Genomic DNA, 19,873 nt, shown 5'->3' with positions numbered 1-19,873 from the left:
CCCTGCTTTTCGAGGATTTCCCATGAGCGAGTTGCGTTTCACTGAAGATCACGAATGGCTGCGCGTCGAAACTGACGGCAGCGTCACGGTGGGCATCACCGCCTACGCCCAGAACGCCCTCGGCGACGTGGTCTTCGTGCAACTGCCAGAGTTGCAGCAGTATGAGAAAGGCAGCGAAGCGTCCACCGTCGAATCGGTCAAGGCTGCCAGCGGCGTGTACATGCCACTGACCGGTGAAGTGGTTGCCGTCAACGAAGGGCTCAACGACAGCCCTGAACTGGTCAACGAAGACCCGATGGGCGAAGGCTGGTTCTTCCGCTTCATCCCGGCGGACATGAACGACGTCACTGCCCTGCTCGACCAGGACGCCTACGACCGCCTGCTCAAAGCCAACGACGACGCCTGAGGAACCGCACCATGACCATCAACCTCGGCACCGCCAACGAATTCATCGCCCGCCACATCGGCCCACGCGCCGCTGACGAACAGGCCATGCTCGCCACCCTGGGGTTCGATTCCCTGGATGCCATGACCGCCGCGGTCATCCCCGACAGCATCAAGGGCACCAGCGTGCTCGGCGCTGAAGACGGCCAGAGCGAAGCCGACGCACTCGCCTCGCTGAAAGCCATCGCCGGCAACAATCAGCTGTTCAAAAGCTACATCGGCCAGGGTTACTACAACACCCACACCCCGGCACCGATCCTGCGCAACCTGCTGGAAAACCCGGCCTGGTACACCGCCTACACCCCTTACCAGCCGGAAATTTCCCAGGGGCGCCTGGAAGCGCTGTTAAACTTCCAGACCCTGATCAGCGACCTGACCGGCCTGCCGATCGCCAACGCCTCGTTGCTCGACGAAGCCACCGCTGCCGCCGAAGCCATGACCTTCTGCAAGCGCCTGTCGAAGAACAAGGCCAGCCATGCCTTCTTCGCTTCCAGCCACTGCCACCCGCAAACCCTCGACGTGCTGCGCACCCGTGCCGAGCCGCTGGGCATCGACGTGGTGGTGGGCGACGAACGCGAACTGACCGATGTCAGCGCTTTCTTCGGCGCACTGCTGCAGTACCCGGCCAGCAACGGTGACGTGTTCGACTACCGCGACCTGGTTCAGCGCTTCCACGCGGCCAACGCCCTGGTGGCCGTGGCTGCCGACCTGCTGGCCCTGACCCTGCTGACCCCGCCAGGCGAGTTCGACGCTGACGTGGCCATCGGCAGCGCCCAACGCTTTGGCGTGCCACTGGGCTTTGGCGGCCCGCACGCGGCTTACTTCGCCACCCGCGATGCGTTCAAGCGCGACATGCCGGGCCGCCTGGTCGGCGTGTCGATCGACCGCTTCGGCAAGACCGCCCTGCGCCTGGCCATGCAAACCCGCGAACAGCACATCCGCCGCGAGAAGGCCACCAGCAACATCTGCACCGCCCAGGTGCTGCTGGCCAACATCGCCAGCATGTTCGCCGTGTACCACGGCCCGGCCGGCCTCAAGCGCATCGCCCAACGCACCCATGCTCTGACCGCCATCCTCGCCGCCGGCCTCAAGGCCATGGGCGTCCAGGTCGTCGGCGACAGCGCCTTCGATACCCTGACCCTGGCCACCGGCGAAGCCACCGCCAGCCTGCATGCCAAAGCCCGTGACCAGCGCATCAACCTGCGCCAGGTCGACGCTGGCCACGTCGGCCTGTCGCTCGACGAGACCACCGCCCAGGCGGATGTCGAAGCGCTCTGGCAACTGCTGGCCGGCGACCAACCGCAACCAGACTTCGCCGCCCTCGCGGCCAGCACGGGCTCGCTGCTGCCGGCCAACCTGCTGCGCCAGTCGGCGATCCTCGAACACCCGGTGTTCAACCGCTACCACAGCGAAACCGAGCTGATGCGCTACCTGCGTCGCCTCGCCGACAAGGACCTGGCGCTGGACCGCAGCATGATCCCGCTGGGTTCGTGCACCATGAAGCTCAACGCTGCCAGTGAAATGATCCCGGTCACCTGGGCCGAATTCGGCAACCTGCACCCGTTCGCCCCGGCCGAGCAAAGCCAGGGTTACCTGCAGATGACCACCGAGCTGGAAGCCATGCTGTGCGCCGCCACCGGTTACGACGCGGTGTCGCTGCAACCCAACGCCGGTTCCCAGGGCGAGTACGCCGGCCTGCTGGCCATCCGCGCCTACCACCGCAGCCGCGGCGAAGGCCACCGCGACATCTGCCTGATCCCGTCTTCGGCCCATGGCACCAACCCTGCGACCGCGAACATGGCGGGCATGCGTGTGGTGGTCACCGCCTGTGACGCCCGTGGCAACGTCGATGTCGAGGACCTGCGCGCCAAGGCCATCGAACACCGCGAGCGCCTGGCCGCCATCATGATCACCTACCCGTCGACCCACGGCGTGTTCGAAGAAGCGATCGGCGAAATCTGCGCGATCATCCATGACAACGGCGGCCAGGTTTACATCGACGGCGCCAACATGAACGCCATGGTCGGCCTGTGTGCCCCTGGCAAGTTCGGCGGCGACGTCTCGCACCTGAACCTGCACAAGACCTTCTGCATTCCGCACGGTGGTGGCGGCCCAGGCGTCGGCCCGATCGGCGTCAAGTCGCACCTGGCGCCGTTCCTGCCCGGCCACGCGCAGCTGGAGAACCCGCAGGGCGCGGTGTGCGCCGCGCCATTCGGCAGCGCCAGCGTCCTGCCGATCACCTGGATGTACATCCGCATGATGGGCGGTGCCGGCCTCAAGCGCGCGTCGCAAATGGCCATTCTCAACGCCAATTACATCGCCCGCCGCCTGGAAGAGCACTATCCTGTTCTGTACACCGGTGGTAATGGCCTGGTTGCCCACGAGTGCATCCTCGACCTGCGCCCGCTGAAGGACACCAGCGGTATCAGCGTCGACGACGTGGCCAAGCGCCTGATCGACTTCGGTTTCCACGCCCCGACCATGTCCTTCCCGGTGGCCGGCACGCTGATGATCGAGCCGACTGAAAGCGAGTCCAAGGAAGAGCTGGACCGCTTCTGCGACGCGATGATCCAGATCCGCGAAGAAATTCGCGCCGTCGAGAACGGCAGCCTGGACAAGGACGACAACCCACTGAAAAACGCCCCGCACACCGCAGCGGAGCTGGTGGGCGAATGGGCGCACGGCTACAGCCGTGAACAGGCGGTGTACCCGCTGCCGAGCCTGGTGGAAAGCAAGTACTGGCCACCTGTCGGCCGGGTCGACAACGTGTTTGGCGACCGCAACCTGGTCTGCGCCTGCCCGTCGATCGAGAGCTACCAGGACGCCTGATAGCGTGGGGCCGCTTCGCGGCCCATCGCTGGCAAGCCAGCTCCCACAGGTCAGCGCAGACCTCTAGGCATGCGCCATCCCTGTGGGAGCTGGCTTGCCAGCGATGGGCTGCGCAGCAGCCCCAACGGTTTAAAAGGAGGAAGCAGCATGTCACTGAGCGTCTTCGACCTGTTCAAGATCGGCATCGGCCCCTCCAGCTCCCACACGGTCGGCCCGATGCGCGCCGCCGCACGCTTTGCCGAAGGCCTGCGCCGCGACGGCCTGCTGGCCAGCACGGTCAGCGTCAAGGCCGAGCTGTATGGCTCGCTCGGCGCCACAGGTAAAGGCCACGGCAGCGACAAGGCGGTGTTACTCGGCCTGGAAGGTGAGCACCCCGATACCGTCGATACCGAAGCCATCCCCGCCCGCCTGCAGGCCATCCGCGACAGCGGCCACCTGCGCCTGCTCGGCGAACACGACATCGCGTTCGTCGAAAAGCAGCACCTGGCAATGATCCGCAAGCCACTGGCCTACCACCCCAACGGCATGATCTTTCGCGCCTTCGACCAAGCCGGCCTGCAGATCCGCAGCCGAGAGTACTACTCGGTAGGCGGCGGTTTCGTGGTCGACGAGGACGCTGCCGGCCACGACCGTATCGTCGAGGACAGCACGCCGCTCCCCTACCCGTTCAAGTCCGCCAAGGCGCTGCTCGGGCACTGCACCGCGCAACACCTGTCGATCAGCCAGGTGATGCTGGCCAACGAGGCGGCCTGGCGCCCGGAGGCCGAGACCCGTGCCGGCCTGCTGCGTATCTGGCAAGTGATGCAGGATTGCGTCGAGGCCGGTTACCGCCATGAAGGCATTCTGCCGGGTGGGCTCAAGGTCAAGCGCCGGGCACCGGCGTTGTACCGACAGCTCAGCCAACACCCGGAAGCCAGCCTACGCGATGCGCTGTCGGTGCTCGACTGGGTCAACCTCTACGCGCTGGCGGTAAACGAAGAGAACGCCTACGGCGGCCGGGTGGTCACCGCACCCACCAACGGCGCCGCGGGCATCGTCCCAGCGGTATTGCACTACTACATGCGCTTTGTACCGGGTGCCAGCGAAGACGGCGTGGTGCGCTTTCTGCTCACGGCGGCGGCCATCGGCATTCTCTACAAAGAAAATGCCTCCATCTCTGGCGCCGAGGTTGGCTGCCAGGGCGAAGTGGGCGTGGCCTGCTCGATGGCCGCCGGAGCCCTGTGCGAAGTCATGGGCGGTACCGTGCAACAGGTCGAGAACGCCGCCGAGATCGGCATGGAACACAACCTGGGCCTGACCTGCGACCCGATTGGTGGGCTGGTTCAGGTGCCCTGCATCGAGCGCAACGCCATGGGCTCGGTGAAGGCGATCAACGCCGTGCGCATGGCCTTGCGCGGTGACGGGCAGCACTTCGTCTCGCTCGACAAGGTCATCCGCACCATGCGCCAGACCGGCGCCGACATGAAAAGCAAATACAAGGAGACCGCCCGCGGCGGTCTGGCCGTCAACATCATCGAGTGTTGACCCAATAACAACACCAAGGAGTCACTGATGTCCGAAACACTGCTCAAGACCCCGCTGCACGCCCTGCACCTCGAACTGGGCGCGCGCATGGTGCCGTTTGCCGGCTATGACATGCCGGTGCAGTACCCGCTGGGCGTGCTCAAGGAGCACCTGCACACCCGCGAGCAGGCAGGCCTGTTCGACGTCTCGCACATGGGCCAGATCATCCTGCGCGGCAGCGACGCTGCCAAGGCGCTGGAAAGCCTGGTGCCCGTGGACATCATCGACCTGCCAGTGGGCATGCAACGCTATGCCATGTTCACCAACGAACAAGGCGGCATCCTCGACGACCTGATGGTCGCCAACCTGGGCGATGACGTGCTGTTCCTGGTGGTGAACGCCGCCTGCAAGGACCAGGACCTGGCCCACCTGCAAAAACACATCGGCAGCCGCTGCGAGATTCAGCCGCTGTTCGAGGCCCGCGCGCTGCTGGCCCTGCAAGGCCCGGCGGCGGTCAAGGTGCTGGATCGCCTGGCCCCGGAAGTGGCTGGCATGACCTTCATGCAGTTCCGCCCGGTCACCCTGCTCGGCGAAGACTGCTACGTCAGCCGCTCGGGCTACACCGGTGAAGACGGTTACGAAATTTCGGTGCCGGCCAACGCCGCCGACGCCCTGGCCCGCCGCCTGCTGGCCGAGCCCGAAGTGCAACCAATCGGCCTGGGTGCGCGCGACTCGCTGCGCCTGGAAGCCGGCCTGTGCCTGTATGGCCACGACATGAACACCGAGACCACGCCGATTCAGGCCAGCCTGCTGTGGGCCATCTCGAAAGTGCGCCGCGCCGACGGTGAACGCGCTGGCGGCTTCCCCGGTGCTGACATCATCTTTGGCCAGCAGCAGCACGGTGTAAAACAAAAGCGTGTCGGCTTGCTGCCGCAAGAACGTACACCGGTACGAGAAGGCGCAGAGATTGTCGATGCATCCGATAACCCAGTGGGCAAAGTCTGCAGTGGTGGCTTTGGCCCAACACGTGGCGCACCGGTTGCAATGGGTTATGTCGATATTGAACATGGCGCGCTAGACACATCACTGTTTGCATTGGTACGGGGCAAGAAGGTTGCCTTGAAAGTCAGCAAAATGCCTTTCGTGCCGCAACGTTACTACCGTGGCTGAATGCAGAACATGAGGTAGGTGAACAGGTTCTTCCTATTCGATTTCGAACCTGTTCAATAACGAATGAACATGGCGCCAGCCCAGGCGCCATGCCGTTTGCAACAAATTGTTCGGCTATCGGCAAAAGCCCTGTTTTCCTGACGAGCAAGGGCTTGTTTTTCGCGCAGGAGTTGGCGTAGAGTCACTGCACTGTGTTTGCATGGGTCGCAACAGTTCGTGACCTGGGCCAGTAGCCGCAATCTGCTACAACCCGTTCGACGTCTCTTACTTTCCAGCAACCCAGCCCAGTAAGCTTTCATTCAATAACGATGTGAAAGTAACTGTTATCAAATTAATAGATTCATAGGAAATAAGAAAATGGCACAGCGTCAGAACGGTACCGTCAAGTGGTTCAATGACGAGAAAGGTTACGGTTTCATCACTCCAGAGAGCGGTCCGGATCTGTTCGTACACTTCCGTGCCATTCAAGGCAACGGCTTCAAAAGCCTGAAAGAAGGCCAGAAGGTTACCTTCGTAGCCGTTCAAGGCCAAAAAGGCATGCAGGCTGACGAAGTCCAGCCAGAAGCCTGATAATCCATAAAAAAGAGCCCCTGCGTTGACGCGCAGGGGCTTTTTTTTGCCCGCAGTTCCCTAAAATGGGCCTTTGCCATCTGGAGCTGCAGCGTAATGTCCAAGCCTCCCCTCTTGCCTCAGGGTGACTTCCCGCCCGCTGGGCTAGGCCGCCGGCTGGCGGCGATGTTCTATGACTTTTTGCTGTGCACTGCCCTGCTGATCGTGACGGCGGGCGCTTACAAGATGATCCAGATGGCAATCATCGGCGAGGCCCGCATGCGTGAGCTGACCGATGCCGGGGCGCTGGATGGCGACCCGTTGTTGTCGACGATCCTGGTGTTCGCGCTGTTTGGTTTCTTTGCCAAGTTCTGGACCCACGGCGGGCAGACCCTGGGCATGCAGGTGTGGGGGGTGCGGGTGCAGAATGCCGATGGCAGTGCCATCAGCCTGTGGCAGGCGCTGTTGCGCTTCGTGGTCTCGATCGCGTCGTGGCTGTGCCTGGGGCTGGGGTTTTTCTGGGCGTTGATCGACAAGCGCAAACGGGGGTGGCATGACATCTATTCGGAGACACAGCTGGTGCGGGTGCCGAAGCAGAAAAAATGACGCTCAATTACGCACAATCTTCAATGCGGCCACCGTACCTGTAGGAGCAGCCTTGTGCTGCGAAGAGGCCCGTGACAGCAGCCAAGCTTGATTGTGCTGTCACCGGCCTCTTCGCAGCACAAGGCTGCTCCTACAGGCCAAGGTCAAGCACACGCCTAAAGCCAGAATTGAACCCTCAAAAAAGCCGACCCTAGGGTCGGCTTTTGTACATCGATCGAACCCTCAACCCGCTCGACGGAGTAACCACAACCCTGCCAGCGCGCAGATCCCGGCCGGTATCACGACCGCCAGCAACGGCGGGAAGCCGAACACCTGGCTCGAAGGGCCTAGCAGGTCCTGGGCGATGCGGAACACGAAGCCCACCAGCACACCGGTGAATACCCGCTGGCCGAGGGTCACCGAGCGCAGGGGGCCGAAGATGAAGGAAATCGCCATCAGCACCAGTGCCGCGGTCACGGCCGGCTGCAACACCTTGGTCCAGAACGCCAGCCAGTAGCGGGCATTGTTCAAGCCTTGGTCGGACAGGTAGTGGATGTAATCCCACAAGCCTGTGATGGACAGCGATTCCGGCGCCAGGATCACGGTATTGAGCAGTTGCGGCGTGACCGAAACGTCCCAGCGCTCTTCCGGCGTCTTCACCACTTCGGTGTGGTCACCACGGAAATACGTGGTGCTGACATCGCTGAGCTGCCAGTGGTCGTCGTTGTACTGCGCCCGGCGGGCGAAGCTGGAGGTGACGATCTTGCGCTCACTGTCGAAACGGTAGCGGGTCACGCCCAGCAGCAAACCATTGGGCTGCACGGCGTTGATGTGCACGAACTCTTCGCCCTGACGGTGCCACATACCCCGCTTGGAGCTCTGCGCCTCACCGCCACCCTGGGCCAGGGAACGGTCGGCCTGGGCCTTGTTTTCGGTGACCGGCGCCACGTACTCGCCAATCAGCACGCCCACCAGCATCAGCACCAGCATCGGCTTCATGACCGCCCAGACGATGCGGCCGATGGAAACACCGGCAGCGCGCATGATGGTCAGTTCGCTGCTGCTGGCCAGGCTGCCCAGGCCGATCAGGCAGCCAATCAATGCCGCCATCGGCAACATGTCATACAAACGGCGCGGCGCGGTCAGCAGCGTGAACCAGCCAGCATCCATCACCGTGTAGGTGTCGCTCAGGTCGCTCATCTCATCGATGAAGGCGAACAGCGAGGCCAGGCCGAGGATGATCCCCAGCACGGCCAGAATGGCCATGAGCACGCTCATGCCGATGTAGCGATCGAGTTTAACCACGGGCCACCTCCGCACGACGGGCAGCGCGTTTGAGACTCAGCGGTTCCCAGTACATCAGCCCAAGGCCGATCAGCAGGAACAGGCCGTGCACCCACCACATGCCCAGGGCGATGGGCAATTTGCCCTTCTCGAGGGCGCCGCGTACGGAAATCAGCATTGTCAGGTACGCCATGTACAGAAGAATCGCTGGCAGCAACTTGAGGAAGCGCCCCTGGCGTGGGTTGACCCGCGACAGCGGCACTGCCAACAGGGTCACGACGAAGACCAGGATTGGCAACGACAACCGCCATTGCAGCTCGGCGCGTTCGCGCAAGCCCTCCTGGCCGAACAATTGCGAAGTCGGAATAGCTTCGCGCTCGGTCACTTCCTCGCTGACTTCAGGCTTGGGCAGCAGTACGCCATAGGTGTCGTACTTGATGGCACGGTAATCGGCCTGGCCAGGGTTGCCGTCGTAGCGATAGCCGTTTTCCAGCACCAGGTAGCGGTTACCATCGGCCTGCACTTCCTGGTGGCCTTTTTCGGCGACCAGTACCGACGGGGCGCGGTCTTTGGTCTTGTCCTGGTTGAAGCGTTTTTCGGAGATGAAGACGCCACCGAGGTTGATGCGGTCGTCCGAGAGCTGCTCGGTGTAGGTCACCCGCGAACCATCACGCAGGGTCTGGAAACGCCCAGGCACCAGGGTGTCGAACTCGGTCAGGGCATCCTGCTGGCTGATGATCTGCTGCACCTGGGCCACGCCCAGGGGGGCCAAGCTCAGGCTCAGCCAGGCCACCAGCAAGGCCACCAGGGCGGCGGGCGCCATGGTCAGGGCCAACAGACGCTGCTGGCTCATGCCCGTGGCCGACAGCACGGTCATCTCGCTTTCCAGGTACAAACGGCCGTAGGCCAGCAAAATGCCGAGGAACAGCCCCAAAGGCAGGATCAGTTGCAAGAAACCCGGCAGACGGAAGCCCATGATCAGGAACAGCACGCTCGGGTCGAGCACGCCCTGCGCCGCCTGGGCCAGGTACTTGATGAAACGCCCACTCATGATGATCACCAGCAGCACGGCGCTGACGGCGCTCAAGGTCACCAGGACCTCGCGGGACAGATAACGAAAGACGATCAAACCAGACACTCCTGGGTTGTCAGGGCGGACTGCCAAACATTGGCGCCAAACAATGACTTAGTACAGCCAAGACCAATGTCGGTTCGCCACAGGCGAACCTCCATGTAAAGTGCGCGCATTATCCTGTGATTGACCGCCCCTGTCACTTGGCCGCGCATGAAGCCGCAAAACAGGGTTGTCAGCACGCTGGCCCCAGGCTCAAACTGGCAGCTTTTCGACGGGTACGCGACCACGCGGCCTGGCCCGCCCAGAGCGCTTGCATGCAAAGCGCCAACTGTATCGATCATTCGGGGACCCTGACATGGAACTGGTTGTAAAAAGCGTAGCTGCTGCATCCGTAAAAACCGCCACGCTGGTTGTACCGGTAGGTGAAGGCCGCAAGCTCGGCGCTGTTGCCAAGGCCGTCGACCAAGCCTGCGAAGGTGCCATCAGCGCCGTGCTCAAACGTGGCGACCTGGCCGGTAAACCGGGGCAGACCCTGCTGCTGCACAGCCTGCCAGGCCTGAAGGCCGAACGCGTGCTGCTGGTTGGCAGCGGCAAGGACGAAGCCCTGGGCGACCGCGCCTGGCGCAAACTGGTGGCCAGCGTCGCCGGCGTTCTGAAAGGCCTTAACGGTGGCGACGCCGTGCTCGCCCTGGACGATATCGCCGTCAGCAACCGCGACGCCCACTACGGCAAGTACCGCCTACTGGCCGAGACCCTGCAAGACGGCGAATACGTGTTCGACCGTTTCAAAAGCCAGAAAGCCGAGCCGCGCGCCCTGAAAAAGGTCACCCTGCTGGCCGACAAGGCCGGCCTGGCCGAGGTCGAGCGTGCCGTCAAGCACGCCACGGCGATTGCCACCGGCATGGCCTTCACCCGCGACCTGGGCAACCTGCCGCCCAACCTGTGCCACCCAAGCTTCCTCGCCGAACAGGCCAAGGAGCTGGGTAAAGCGCACAAAGGGCTCAAGGTCGAAGTGCTCGACGAGAAGAAGATCAAGGACCTGGGCATGGGCGCGTTCTACGCCGTGGGCCAGGGCAGCGACCAGCCGCCACGCCTGATCGTCCTCAATTACCAGGGCGGCAAGAAAGCAGACAAGCCGTTTGTGCTGGTGGGCAAGGGCATCACCTTCGACACCGGTGGCATCAGCCTCAAGCCAGGCGCCGGCATGGACGAGATGAAATACGACATGTGTGGCGCCGCCAGCGTGTTCGGCACCCTGCGTGCGGTGCTCGAACTGCAGCTGCCGATCAACCTGGTGTGCCTGCTGGCCTGCGCTGAAAACATGCCGAGCGGCGGCGCTACCCGCCCGGGCGACATCGTCACCACCATGAGCGGCCAGACCGTCGAAATCCTCAACACCGACGCTGAAGGCCGCCTGGTGCTGTGCGATGCCCTGACCTACGCCGAACGCTTCAAGCCTCAGGCGGTGATCGACATCGCCACCCTGACCGGCGCCTGCATCGTTGCCCTGGGTAGCCACACCTCGGGCCTGATGGGCAACAACGACGACCTGGTCGGCCAACTGCTGGACGCCGGCAAGCGCGCCGACGACCGTGCCTGGCAGCTGCCGCTGTTCGACGAGTACCAGGAACAACTGGACAGCCCGTTCGCCGACATGGGCAACATCGGTGGGCCAAAGGCCGGCACCATCACCGCAGGCTGCTTCCTGTCGCGCTTCGCCAAGGCCTACAACTGGGCGCACATGGACATCGCTGGCACGGCCTGGGTCAGCGGTGGCAAGGACAAGGGCGCCACTGGCCGCCCGGTCCCGCTGCTGACCCAGTACCTGCTGGACCGCGCTGGCGCCTGATGCCGTGAGGCCGGTGGCGCCTTGCGCGCCACCGGCCGGCAGAGACCACCATGAGCAAAGTCGATTTCTACATCCTGCCCACCGACGCCTTGTCGGCGCGGCTCGATTTCGCCTGCAAGCTGTGCGAAAAAGCCTGGCGCCTCGGCCACCGGGTCTACCTGCATTGTCAGGATGCCGAACAGCGCAGCGAACTGGACCAACGCCTCTGGCACTTCAAGGGCGAAGCCTTCGTGCCCCACGACCTCGCGGAATTGCACGCGGATGCCACGGTGGCCTTAGGGATTGCTGAGGATGCCGGGCAACACAGCGACCTGCTGATCAACCTGGGCGCTGGCGTGCCTGCGTTCGTCGGCCAGTTCGAACGGGTGGCCGAGATCGTCGTCGAGGAGCCCGGCATCCGCCAATCGGCCCGTGAGCGGTTCCGTTTCTACCGCGAACAGGGCTATGCTCTGCAAGACCACCGCTTACAGCGACTTTGACGACGATGGACAAGCCCTCCCCTTTGCCCGACTCCGCCCATCTGCTCGATGACCTCGAGTCGATCCGCCAGTTGCTTGGCGACGCCGACCTGCAACCCCCGCTGCTGACCGAGACGGTGGAGCAGATTCCTCTGTTGCTGGACGAGCCCGGCGGCAACGCCGTGCCGGCCGTCGAGCCGATCGCCGCTACCCCCGATGAAGACCCGCAAACCCGCCGCCAGGACACCTTGCTGCACCTGGAAAGCGAGCTGCGCGCCGCGGCGCAGGCGATCATGCAAGACGTGATCAATGACTTTACCCCGCATATCGAGAACGAAATCAAGCGCCGGCTGGATGCGCGTATTGAGCGCTTGATCAAGCGTTCTGAGTGATATTCCGGGGCCGCTTTGCGGCCCATTCGCGGCACAAGGCCGCTCCTACAGGGATCGCGGTGCCTGTAGGAGCGGCCTTGTGCCGCGAATGGGCTGCAAAGCAGCCCCAGCGGCTGTCGCCTCAGCACCCCACCTTGGTTATACTTCCCGGCTTTCCCGAATAAATGCACAGGGTCCCGCCGCGCATGGATAAGACCTACCAGCCGCACGCCATCGAAACTTCCTGGTACAACACCTGGGAGTCCGAGAACTATTTCGCTCCACAAGGTGCAGGTGAGTCCTACACCATCATGATCCCGCCGCCGAACGTCACCGGCAGCCTGCACATGGGCCATGGGTTCAACAACGCGATCATGGACGCCCTGATCCGTTTCCGCCGCATGCAGGGTCGCGACACCCTGTGGCAGCCGGGCACCGACCACGCCGGTATCGCCACGCAGATGCTGGTCGAGCGCCAGCTCGAGGCCAAAGGCCAGAACCGTCATGACCTGGGTCGCGAACAGTTCCTGGAAAAAGTCTGGGAGTGGAAGGACCAGTCCGGCGGCAACATCAGCCGTCAGATCCGCCGCCTGGGCTCGTCGGTCGACTGGAGCCGTGAGCGCTTCACCATGGACGACGGCCTGTCTGAAGCCGTCAAAGAAGCCTTCGTGCGCCTGCACGAAGACGGCCTGATCTACCGCGGCAAGCGCCTGGTCAACTGGGACACCAAGCTGCACACGGCCATCTCCGACCTCGAAGTGGAAAACCACGACGAGAAGGGCCACCTGTGGAACCTGCGCTACCCGCTGGCCGACGGCGCCAAGACCGCCGAAGGCAAGGACTACCTGGTGGTTGCCACCACGCGTCCGGAAACCCTGCTGGGTGACGCTGCCGTCGCGGTCAACCCGAACGACGAGCGCTACCAGGCCCTGATCGGCAAGTTCGTCGAGCTGCCACTGGTCGGGCGCCGCATCCCGATCATCGCCGACGACTACTGCGACCCGGAATTCGGCACAGGCTGCGTGAAGATCACCCCGGCACACGACTTCAACGACTACGAAGTTGGCAAGCGCCACAACCTGCCGCTGTTGAACATCTTCGACAAGAACGCGATGGTCCTGGCCAATGCCCAGGCCTTCAACCTCGACGGCAGCGTCAACGAGCAGATCGACACCACCCTGCCCGCCCAGTACGCCACCCTCGACCGCTTTGTCGCGCGTAAGCAGATCGTCGCCGACCTGGACGCCCAGGGCCTTCTGGTCAGCATCGACGACCACGCCTTGAAAGTGCCGAAAGGCGACCGTTCGGGCACCGTCATCGAACCCTGGCTGACCGACCAGTGGTACGTCTCCACCAAGCCGCTGGCAGAGCCTGCCATCGCCGCCGTGGAAGATGGCCGCATCCAGTTCGTGCCCAAGCAGTACGAGAACATGTATTTCTCCTGGATGCGCGACATCCAGGACTGGTGCATCAGCCGCCAGCTGTGGTGGGGCCACCGCATCCCGGCATGGTACGACGAGGCCGGCCAGGTCTATGTCGGCCGTGACGAGGCTGAAGTCCGCGCCAAGCACAACCTGGGCGCCGATGTTGCCCTGCGCCAGGACGACGACGTACTCGACACCTGGTTCAGCTCGGGCCTGTGGACCTTCTCGACGCTGGGCTGGCCAGAACAGACCGAGTTCCTCAAGAAGTTCCACTCCACCGATGTGCTGGTCACCGGCTTCGACATCATCTTCTTCTGGGTTGCGCGCATGATCATGCTGACCATGCACCTGATCAAGAACGAGGACGGTACCCCGCAGGTTCCGTTCAAGACCGTGTACGTGCACGGCCTGGTGCGCGATGGCCAGGGCCAGAAGATGTCCAAGTCCAAGGGCAACGTCCTGGACCCGCTGGACATCGTCGACGGCATCACCCTAGACGCCCTGCTGGAAAAACGCACCAGCGGCATGATGCAGCCCAAGCTTGCCGAGAAGATCGCCAAGCAGACCAAGGCCGAGTTCCCGGACGGCATCGCCAGCTACGGCACTGACGCCCTGCGCTTCACGTTCTGTTCGCTGGCCTCGACCGGCCGCGACATCAAGTTCGACATGGGCCGCGTCGAAGGCTACCGCAACTTCTGCAACAAGATCTGGAACGCCGCCCGCTACGTGCTGGACAAGGGCGAGGACTGCGGCCAGAACGGCGAAGCCTACGAGCTGTCGCTGGCCGACCGTTGGATCATCTCGCAGCTGCAGCGTACCGAAGCCGAAGTGACCCGCCAGCTGGAACAGTTCCGCTTCGACCTGGCCAGCCAGGCCCTGTACGAGTTCATCTGGAACCAGTATTGCGACTGGTACCTGGAACTCTCCAAGCCTGTGCTGTGGGACGAGAACGCCCCGGTCGAGCGCGCCCGTGGCACCCGTCGCACCCTGGTACGCGTGCTGGAAGTGGCCCTGCGCCTGGCGCATCCGTTCATGCCGTTCATCACTGAAGAAATCTGGCAGCGCATCGCGCCGCTGGCTGGCATTCAGGGCAAGACCATCATGCTGCAGCCGTGGCCGGTGGCCAATGAAAGCCGCATCGATGCCGCTGCCGAAGGTGACATCGAGTGGCTCAAGGAGCTGATGGTCGGCCTGCGCAACATCCGCGCCGAAATGAACATCGGCCCGGGCAAGCCGCTGCCACTGTTCCTGAAAAACGCCAATGCCGACGACCAACGCCGCCTGCAGGAAAACGAAGCCCTGCTGAAGAAACTGGCCAAGGTCGAGTCGTTCACCGTGCTCGGCGACGCCGACGAAGCGCCACTGTCGGCCACCGCACTGGTGGGCGATCTGCAGGTGCTGGTGCCGATGGCCGGCCTGATCGACAAGGACGCCGAACTGGCTCGCCTGAACAAGGAGATCCAGCGTCTGCAGGGTGAAGTCCAGCGCGTGGGCGGCAAGCTGTCCAACGCTGCCTTCGTCGACAAGGCACCGCCTGCGGTGATCGAGAAGGAACGCGCCAAGCTGGCCGAGTCCGAACAGGCCCTGGCCAACTTCACCGAGCAGCATGCGCGGATTGCAGCGCTGTAACCTGACAATGCTGACCTGACCAGCGAGGGCTTCGCCCTCGTTCGCGGCACAAGGCCGCTCCCACAGGAATTGCGCTGCCTTCAAGGAGCCCCACTATCCCGTGGGAGCGGCCTTGTGCCGCGAAGGGGCCGCACAGCGGCCCCCTGGCCAGCACCTGCAGCACCGGACCTGACCATGACCCAGAAACCCACCCTGCACCCGCGCAACCGCCATCAGGGTCGCTACGACTTCCCCAGCCTGATCAAGGCCCACCCTGACCTGGCCCGCTTCACCATCACCAACCCGCACGGCAAACCCAGCATCGACTTCGCCAACCCCGAGGCGGTTCGGGTGTTCAACCGCGCCTTGCTCAAGGCCCAATACGGCATCCAGCACTGGGACATCCCCGCCGACTACCTGTGCCCGCCCATCCCCGGTCGCGCCGACTACATCCATGTGCTCGCCGATCTGCTGGGCGAAGACAATGCCGGCGAGATCCCCAAGGGCGCCCAGGTGCGCGCGCTGGACATCGGCGTGGGTGCCAACTGCATCTACCCGCTGATCGGCCACAGCGACTACCGCTGGCGCTTCCTGGGCTCGGATATCGACCCTGTGGCACTGGCTTCGGCCAAGGCCATCGTCCAGGCCAATGGCCTGAGCAAGGCCATCACTCTGCGCCAGCAGGCCGACCGCACGCACATTCTCAGCGGCCTGCTGCAGGCCGATGAGCGCTTCGACCTGACGCTGTGCAACCCGCCCTTCCATGCCTCACGCGAGGAAGCCACCCGCGGCAGCCAGCGCAAGTGGAAAAACCTGGGCAAGCAGGACCCCAAGCGCAAACTGCCCGTGCTCAATTTCGGCGGCCAGAACAACGAACTGTGGTGTGAGGGCGGCGAGATCCGCTTCGTGACGCAACTGGTCGGGGAAAGCGCGCAGTACGCCGAAAGCGTGCTGTGGTTCACCAGCCTGGTGTCCAAGGCCAGCAACCTGCCAGGCATTGAGGCTGCGCTGAAAAAAGCGGGCGCCAAGGCCGTGCGCATCATCGAGATGGGCCAAGGGCAGAAGCAGAGCCGCATGGTCGCCTGGAGCTTCCAGGACGACAACGCGCGCCAGGCCTGGCACGCACGGCGTAAAACACAAGGCTGAAAAAAACCGCGCCCGGGCAAGCCGGGCGCGGTTTCGTCACAGCGTCAACAATTACTTGTTGATGGCGTCGGTCAGCACTTTGGCTGGCACGAACTTGACGACTTTCTTGGCAGCGATTTCGATGGCAGCGCCAGTCGAAGGGTTGCGGCCGGTACGGGCAGGACGCTCGGAGACTTTCAGCTTGCCGATGCCTGGCAGGGTGATTTCAGCGCCGTTTTCCAGTTGGTCAGCAACGATCTGGCCCAGTTGCTCCAGTGCGTTTTTGGCGGTGGCTTTTGGCGCGGCGATCGATTCGGCGATGTCGGCAATCAGTTGGTCTTTGGTCAATGCCATGGTGATGTTCCTTCCCTATCAAATTCAGTAGTTAAGCAGCGAGCTACGACGTTATCGGGCCAGCCCCTGAATTCTGGAGGGCCGCGCCAATCGCGTATGTAGATACGTAAATCGGCGTTTGGTTCGACACGACGCTAGCGTGCTGCCAGCAATGCGCCACGCGAGGGGCGCAAGACCGCGCAAAGCTACCACAGGAATGGATAAATATCCGCTGCGCACTTCGATTTAATGCAGGTTTTTCGGGGGTTTTAGCTTAAAACGCACAAAACTGAACAAAAAACGAACAACCGGCATTTCTGCCAACATCCGGCCACTGCATCACCTTGTCTCTGGGGTAAACTGGACGACTTTTGCAGCGCGGCCGTGCACCGCCCCCAGACTCGCCGAGGACTTCATGCCAATCCGTCATTGTATCGTTCACCTGATCGACAAGAAGCCCGATGGCAGCCCCGCCGTGCTGCACGCACGCGATACCGAACTGGGCGCCTCCGATGCCATCGAAAACCTGCTGGCCGACCTCAACGACAGCTACAACGCCAAGCAAGGCAAGGCGTGGGGCTTCTTCCACGGCGAATCGGGTGCCTACCCGCTCAGTGGCTGGTTGAAGCAGTACCTGGAAGCAGAAAAGGACTTCGCGGCGTTCAGCCGCATCGCCGTCGAACACCTGCAAAAGCTGATGGAAGAGTCCAACCTGTCCACCGGCGGGCACATCCTGTTCGCCCACTACCAGCAAGGCATGACCGATTACCTGGCGATCGCCCTGCTGCACCACAGCGAAGGCGTGGCCGTGAACGCGGACCTCGACGTGACGCCATCGCGCCACCTGGACCTCGGCCAACTGCACCTGGCGGCGCGCATCAACCTGTCCGAGTGGAAAAACAACCAGAATTCCAAGCAGTACATCTCGTTCATCAAGGGCAAGAACGGCAAGAAGGTCTCCGACTACTTCCGTGATTTCATCGGCTGCCAGGAAGGCGTCGACGGCCCCGGTGAAACCCGTACCCTGCTCAAGGCCTTCAGCGACTTCGTCGAGAGCGAAGACTTGCCCGAGGCGTCGGCCCGCGAGAAGACCCAGACCCTGGTCGACTACGCCACCACCCAAACCAAGCTGGGCGAGCCGGTGACCCTTGAAGAACTGTCCAGCCTGATCGATGAAGACCGCCCGAAGGCGTTCTACGACCACATCCGCAACAAAGACTACGGCCTGTCGCCGGAGATCCCTGCAGACAAACGCACCCTCAACCAGTTCCGCCGCTTCACTGGCCGTGCCGAGGGGCTGTCGATCAGCTTCGAGGCGCACCTGCTGGGCGACAAGGTGGAGTATGACGAGGTGGCGGGCACCTTGATCATCAAAGGGCTGCCGACGCAATTGATCGATCAGCTGAAGCGGCGCAAGGACTGATACCGCCAGTGCGCCCTAGGGGTTGCTGAACGAGGCCACCAGCGCCTCCTTGGCCGATTTCCGCAGCCGCTTTACCAGCCGCTCCTGGCGCAGCGCTTCGCCTTTGTCGGGCCATTGCTCGACATACACCAGCGCCTGCGCCGGACTAGTCTTGAAATAGCGCGCGCCCTGCCCCTTCTGATGCACCAGAAAACGCCGCTGCGGGTCATCACTGATCCCGCAGTAGAGCGACCCGTTGGCCGCCCGTACCAGGTAGACATACCAGGGTTTCACTGCCTGATCCGGCACTGCTTCACTCACGACGCCTGCTCTTTCCATCATTAAGTTGGTGAGCCCACTCATTGAGGGCTTCATCATGTTCAATAAACTGAGCGGTACCCTGCTCTATGCAACGCTACTGACAACCGCATTCAACGCCCACGGTTCGATTGGCGCACAAACCGCCGATCAAATGCAGAGGAACTACGATGCCACCCCCGCGTACTGCAAAAGCAATGCGGTACCTGCCCACGCCTGCTCGGGCGTGCTGATCAGGTCAACCAAGCCTTCACCGCATTATCATACCTGGCATCATAGCCAGAACAGCAAGGACAAGGGCGGCGTATCGTTCTCCTACCTGCGCGCCGACATTCCCACGACCCGCCTGGCAGCCGATGCCCGCAGTGGCTTCACGCTGTTCCCCCTGCTGCAACGGCCCAAAGATTCGCTGCGTTACGAGATGCTGTGCGCCTGGCCCACCGACGGCGATACCTGGGAGCGCGATACCCGAGGTTGTGGCGATAATCGGCAGACTGCCGAAACCGAAGCTGCTTGCCATGCGCAAGGTATTCAGACAGCCGAGCAATGGATGGAGCAATACAGGCAAAGCGGTGATTACAAACGCCAATGCGCCTTTGATATCCGCCGCGCGCGCGTTCCCGAACGCGCCGAGGCGTTCCACCAGAGCGTGCGGGCAAAGCAGCTGTACGCCGCCGAACTGCCATTCCCTTGGAACGAAGTGGTGATCGGCGCATGGAGCGAGGCAGACGCGGCTAGCCTGCCGATCCAGTCGTTCTTCCATATCGAAGGCGAATACGGCGCCTTGCAGCAGGCGCAGGCCGACCAGCAAGACTGGCACACGACTAACGGCACCTTCATACCCGTGATCCGTGTCCGCCTACCGCGCACCCTCGAAGAACGTGCAACGTTCAGCTACCACGACAGCGATCAGGCCGTGGCATTGCCTTGACTGTGCTGGTACGCCCGCAGGCCCTTGAATGCCTGCTGGCGTACCTTGTTCTGAATCAACGGCGACCAGCCCAGGAGCACCCCGGGCGCGCCGAGGGCCTGGCGCGACCAGCGCCACAGGTCAAAGCTGTCGTCATGCTGGCAGATCAAGCCATCGCGAATGACGAAACGTGCCTGGATAGCGTTGACCACGGTACGGCCGGTCTGGCTGAACAGGTAGGTCGCGACCCAGTGCGCGCTGCCACCGCGTTCGTCCGCACGGACGTTGTCGAAGGTCAGGGTGAAGTCCTTGGCGCGGGTGGTGAGCATCCGCCACATGTCGCCTGCATCCTTGCCGCGCAGGGTACCGAAGACCGGGTCGCTGAAGACGATATCGTCGCTGTAACAGGCCACCATGGCCTCGGCATCCAGCCGCTGGAAGGCCTGGTAAAAGCGGGTGATCAGGTCGCGGTTGGCGTCGCTCATGGGGCAGGTCCATCCTGGGATCGAAAGGTGCACGATAATCTGCTCGATGCGCTTACGCCAGTGCCGGCCCATTCGTGGGACAAGCCCGTTCCCACAGGATGGGAGTGCTTTCAGGACTGCGGGCTCCTGTGGGAGCGGGCTTGTCCCGCGA

General features: G+C 63.0%; 18 protein-coding genes. 13 read left to right on the top strand and 5 right to left on the bottom strand.

Translation table 11 applies throughout. The annotated features are described in order from the left end of the window. The first annotated feature begins 22 nt into the window (after nucleotides 1-22). The 6 genes from gcvH (at nucleotide 23) to LOY53_RS04925 (ending at nucleotide 7,101) form a co-directional block, all read left to right on the top strand. Nucleotides 23-406: a glycine cleavage system protein GcvH gene (gene gcvH, locus LOY53_RS04950; protein WP_258703666.1), complete on the top strand. Its 384-nt coding sequence runs from the start codon at nucleotides 23-25 to the stop codon at nucleotides 404-406. Between the two features lie 11 nt (nucleotides 407-417). After that, nucleotides 418-3,273, top strand: a complete 2,856-nt coding sequence (gcvP, locus tag LOY53_RS04945) for an aminomethyl-transferring glycine dehydrogenase (protein WP_258703665.1) — start codon at nucleotides 418-420, stop codon at nucleotides 3,271-3,273. A 147-nt stretch (nucleotides 3,274-3,420) separates the two neighbouring features. Further along, nucleotides 3,421-4,797 (top strand): L-serine ammonia-lyase, encoded by a 1,377-nt coding sequence (locus LOY53_RS04940; protein WP_252826799.1) that lies wholly within the window; start codon nucleotides 3,421-3,423, stop codon nucleotides 4,795-4,797. 24 nt (nucleotides 4,798-4,821) lie between these two features. Next, nucleotides 4,822-5,946 carry a glycine cleavage system aminomethyltransferase GcvT gene (gene gcvT / locus LOY53_RS04935; RefSeq protein WP_252827384.1) on the top strand — a complete coding sequence of 375 codons (1,125 nt, stop codon included), beginning with the start codon at nucleotides 4,822-4,824 and terminating at the stop codon, nucleotides 5,944-5,946. A 357-nt stretch (nucleotides 5,947-6,303) separates the two neighbouring features. Continuing rightward, the gene (locus tag LOY53_RS04930) at nucleotides 6,304-6,516 is read left to right on the top strand and encodes a cold-shock protein (protein WP_033701061.1); all 213 of its coding nucleotides are present in this window, start codon (nucleotides 6,304-6,306) and stop codon (nucleotides 6,514-6,516) included. Between the two features lie 96 nt (nucleotides 6,517-6,612). Continuing rightward, on the top strand, nucleotides 6,613-7,101 hold the full coding sequence (locus LOY53_RS04925) for an RDD family protein (RefSeq protein ID WP_027595634.1): 489 nt from the start codon (nucleotides 6,613-6,615) through the stop codon (nucleotides 7,099-7,101). A 222-nt stretch (nucleotides 7,102-7,323) separates the two neighbouring features. Here LOY53_RS04925 and lptG read toward each other — a convergent pair whose 3' ends face one another. Beyond that, complete coding sequence (gene lptG / locus LOY53_RS04920; protein ID WP_027595633.1) at nucleotides 7,324-8,385, bottom strand: LPS export ABC transporter permease LptG; 1,062 nt, start codon at nucleotides 8,383-8,385, stop codon at nucleotides 7,324-7,326. Continuing rightward, a complete protein-coding gene (gene lptF / locus LOY53_RS04915; RefSeq protein WP_258703664.1) occupies nucleotides 8,378-9,493 on the bottom strand; it encodes an LPS export ABC transporter permease LptF in 1,116 nt (371 codons plus the stop codon). Before lptF ends, lptG begins: the two co-directional genes overlap by 8 nt. A gap of 301 nt (nucleotides 9,494-9,794) precedes the next feature. Between lptF and LOY53_RS04910 the strand changes: the two genes are divergently transcribed. The 5 genes from LOY53_RS04910 to rlmF all read left to right on the top strand — a co-directional run bounded on the left by LOY53_RS04910 (nucleotide 9,795) and on the right by rlmF (nucleotide 16,295). Continuing rightward, nucleotides 9,795-11,288: a leucyl aminopeptidase gene (locus LOY53_RS04910; protein ID WP_186675666.1), complete on the top strand. Its 1,494-nt coding sequence runs from the start codon at nucleotides 9,795-9,797 to the stop codon at nucleotides 11,286-11,288. A gap of 50 nt (nucleotides 11,289-11,338) precedes the next feature. Next, a complete protein-coding gene (locus LOY53_RS04905; protein WP_099428403.1) occupies nucleotides 11,339-11,767 on the top strand; it encodes a DNA polymerase III subunit chi in 429 nt (142 codons plus the stop codon). Nucleotides 11,768-11,772: 5 nt separating this feature from the next. Next, complete coding sequence (locus LOY53_RS04900) at nucleotides 11,773-12,138, top strand: DNA polymerase III subunit chi (protein WP_252826798.1); 366 nt, start codon at nucleotides 11,773-11,775, stop codon at nucleotides 12,136-12,138. Nucleotides 12,139-12,323: 185 nt separating this feature from the next. Then, the gene (locus tag LOY53_RS04895) at nucleotides 12,324-15,170 is read left to right on the top strand and encodes a valine--tRNA ligase (protein ID WP_252826796.1); all 2,847 of its coding nucleotides are present in this window, start codon (nucleotides 12,324-12,326) and stop codon (nucleotides 15,168-15,170) included. 174 nt (nucleotides 15,171-15,344) lie between these two features. Then, entirely contained in the window at nucleotides 15,345-16,295 is a 951-nt protein-coding gene (rlmF, locus tag LOY53_RS04890) for a 23S rRNA (adenine(1618)-N(6))-methyltransferase RlmF (RefSeq protein WP_252826794.1), read from the top strand. A 51-nt stretch (nucleotides 16,296-16,346) separates the two neighbouring features. Here the strand turns inward: rlmF and LOY53_RS04885 are convergent, their stop codons facing one another. After that, entirely contained in the window at nucleotides 16,347-16,628 is a 282-nt protein-coding gene (locus LOY53_RS04885; RefSeq protein ID WP_003255106.1) for an HU family DNA-binding protein, read from the bottom strand. Between the two features lie 394 nt (nucleotides 16,629-17,022). On the opposite strand from LOY53_RS04885, the gene yejK reads away from it, so the two are divergent. Next, nucleotides 17,023-18,030, top strand: coding sequence for a nucleoid-associated protein YejK (yejK, locus tag LOY53_RS04880; protein ID WP_027595625.1), 1,008 nt, complete (start codon nucleotides 17,023-17,025; stop codon nucleotides 18,028-18,030). 15 nt (nucleotides 18,031-18,045) lie between these two features. Here the strand turns inward: yejK and LOY53_RS04875 are convergent, their stop codons facing one another. Beyond that, nucleotides 18,046-18,348: a GIY-YIG nuclease family protein gene (locus tag LOY53_RS04875; protein WP_252827383.1), complete on the bottom strand. Its 303-nt coding sequence runs from the start codon at nucleotides 18,346-18,348 to the stop codon at nucleotides 18,046-18,048. A 37-nt stretch (nucleotides 18,349-18,385) separates the two neighbouring features. Here LOY53_RS04875 and LOY53_RS04870 point away from each other — a divergent pair, with 37 nt between their 5' ends. Continuing rightward, nucleotides 18,386-19,258 carry a hypothetical protein gene (locus tag LOY53_RS04870; RefSeq protein ID WP_252826791.1) on the top strand — a complete coding sequence of 291 codons (873 nt, stop codon included), beginning with the start codon at nucleotides 18,386-18,388 and terminating at the stop codon, nucleotides 19,256-19,258. On the opposite strand, the gene LOY53_RS04865 is transcribed toward LOY53_RS04870, so the two are convergent. Next, nucleotides 19,237-19,722 carry a nuclear transport factor 2 family protein gene (locus LOY53_RS04865; protein WP_258703663.1) on the bottom strand — a complete coding sequence of 162 codons (486 nt, stop codon included), beginning with the start codon at nucleotides 19,720-19,722 and terminating at the stop codon, nucleotides 19,237-19,239. The two genes, LOY53_RS04870 and LOY53_RS04865, sit on opposite strands and share 22 nt — an antisense overlap. Nucleotides 19,723-19,873 lie beyond the last annotated feature (151 nt).

It is taken from the genome of Pseudomonas sp. B21-031, from assembly GCF_024748985.1.
Classification (GTDB): domain Bacteria; phylum Pseudomonadota; class Gammaproteobacteria; order Pseudomonadales; family Pseudomonadaceae; genus Aquipseudomonas; species Aquipseudomonas kermanshahensis.
This window is presented reverse-complemented; position numbering and strand designations above follow the sequence as displayed.

Coding starts and splice junctions, on each gene's coding strand:
- LOY53_RS04865 (WP_258703663.1), bottom strand. CDS start 19,722: ATGAGCGACGCCAACCGCGACCTGATCACCCGCTTTTACCAGGCCTTC.
- gcvP (WP_258703665.1), top strand. CDS start 418: ATGACCATCAACCTCGGCACCGCCAACGAATTCATCGCCCGCCACATC.
- LOY53_RS04905 (WP_099428403.1), top strand. CDS start 11,339: ATGAGCAAAGTCGATTTCTACATCCTGCCCACCGACGCCTTGTCGGCG.
- LOY53_RS04895 (WP_252826796.1), top strand. CDS start 12,324: ATGGATAAGACCTACCAGCCGCACGCCATCGAAACTTCCTGGTACAAC.
- LOY53_RS04900 (WP_252826798.1), top strand. CDS start 11,773: ATGGACAAGCCCTCCCCTTTGCCCGACTCCGCCCATCTGCTCGATGAC.
- LOY53_RS04870 (WP_252826791.1), top strand. CDS start 18,386: ATGTTCAATAAACTGAGCGGTACCCTGCTCTATGCAACGCTACTGACA.
- LOY53_RS04875 (WP_252827383.1), bottom strand. CDS start 18,348: ATGGAAAGAGCAGGCGTCGTGAGTGAAGCAGTGCCGGATCAGGCAGTG.
- LOY53_RS04925 (WP_027595634.1), top strand. CDS start 6,613: ATGTCCAAGCCTCCCCTCTTGCCTCAGGGTGACTTCCCGCCCGCTGGG.
- LOY53_RS04910 (WP_186675666.1), top strand. CDS start 9,795: ATGGAACTGGTTGTAAAAAGCGTAGCTGCTGCATCCGTAAAAACCGCC.
- LOY53_RS04940 (WP_252826799.1), top strand. CDS start 3,421: ATGTCACTGAGCGTCTTCGACCTGTTCAAGATCGGCATCGGCCCCTCC.
- LOY53_RS04930 (WP_033701061.1), top strand. CDS start 6,304: ATGGCACAGCGTCAGAACGGTACCGTCAAGTGGTTCAATGACGAGAAA.
- gcvH (WP_258703666.1), top strand. CDS start 23: ATGAGCGAGTTGCGTTTCACTGAAGATCACGAATGGCTGCGCGTCGAA.
- rlmF (WP_252826794.1), top strand. CDS start 15,345: ATGACCCAGAAACCCACCCTGCACCCGCGCAACCGCCATCAGGGTCGC.
- LOY53_RS04885 (WP_003255106.1), bottom strand. CDS start 16,628: ATGGCATTGACCAAAGACCAACTGATTGCCGACATCGCCGAATCGATC.
- yejK (WP_027595625.1), top strand. CDS start 17,023: ATGCCAATCCGTCATTGTATCGTTCACCTGATCGACAAGAAGCCCGAT.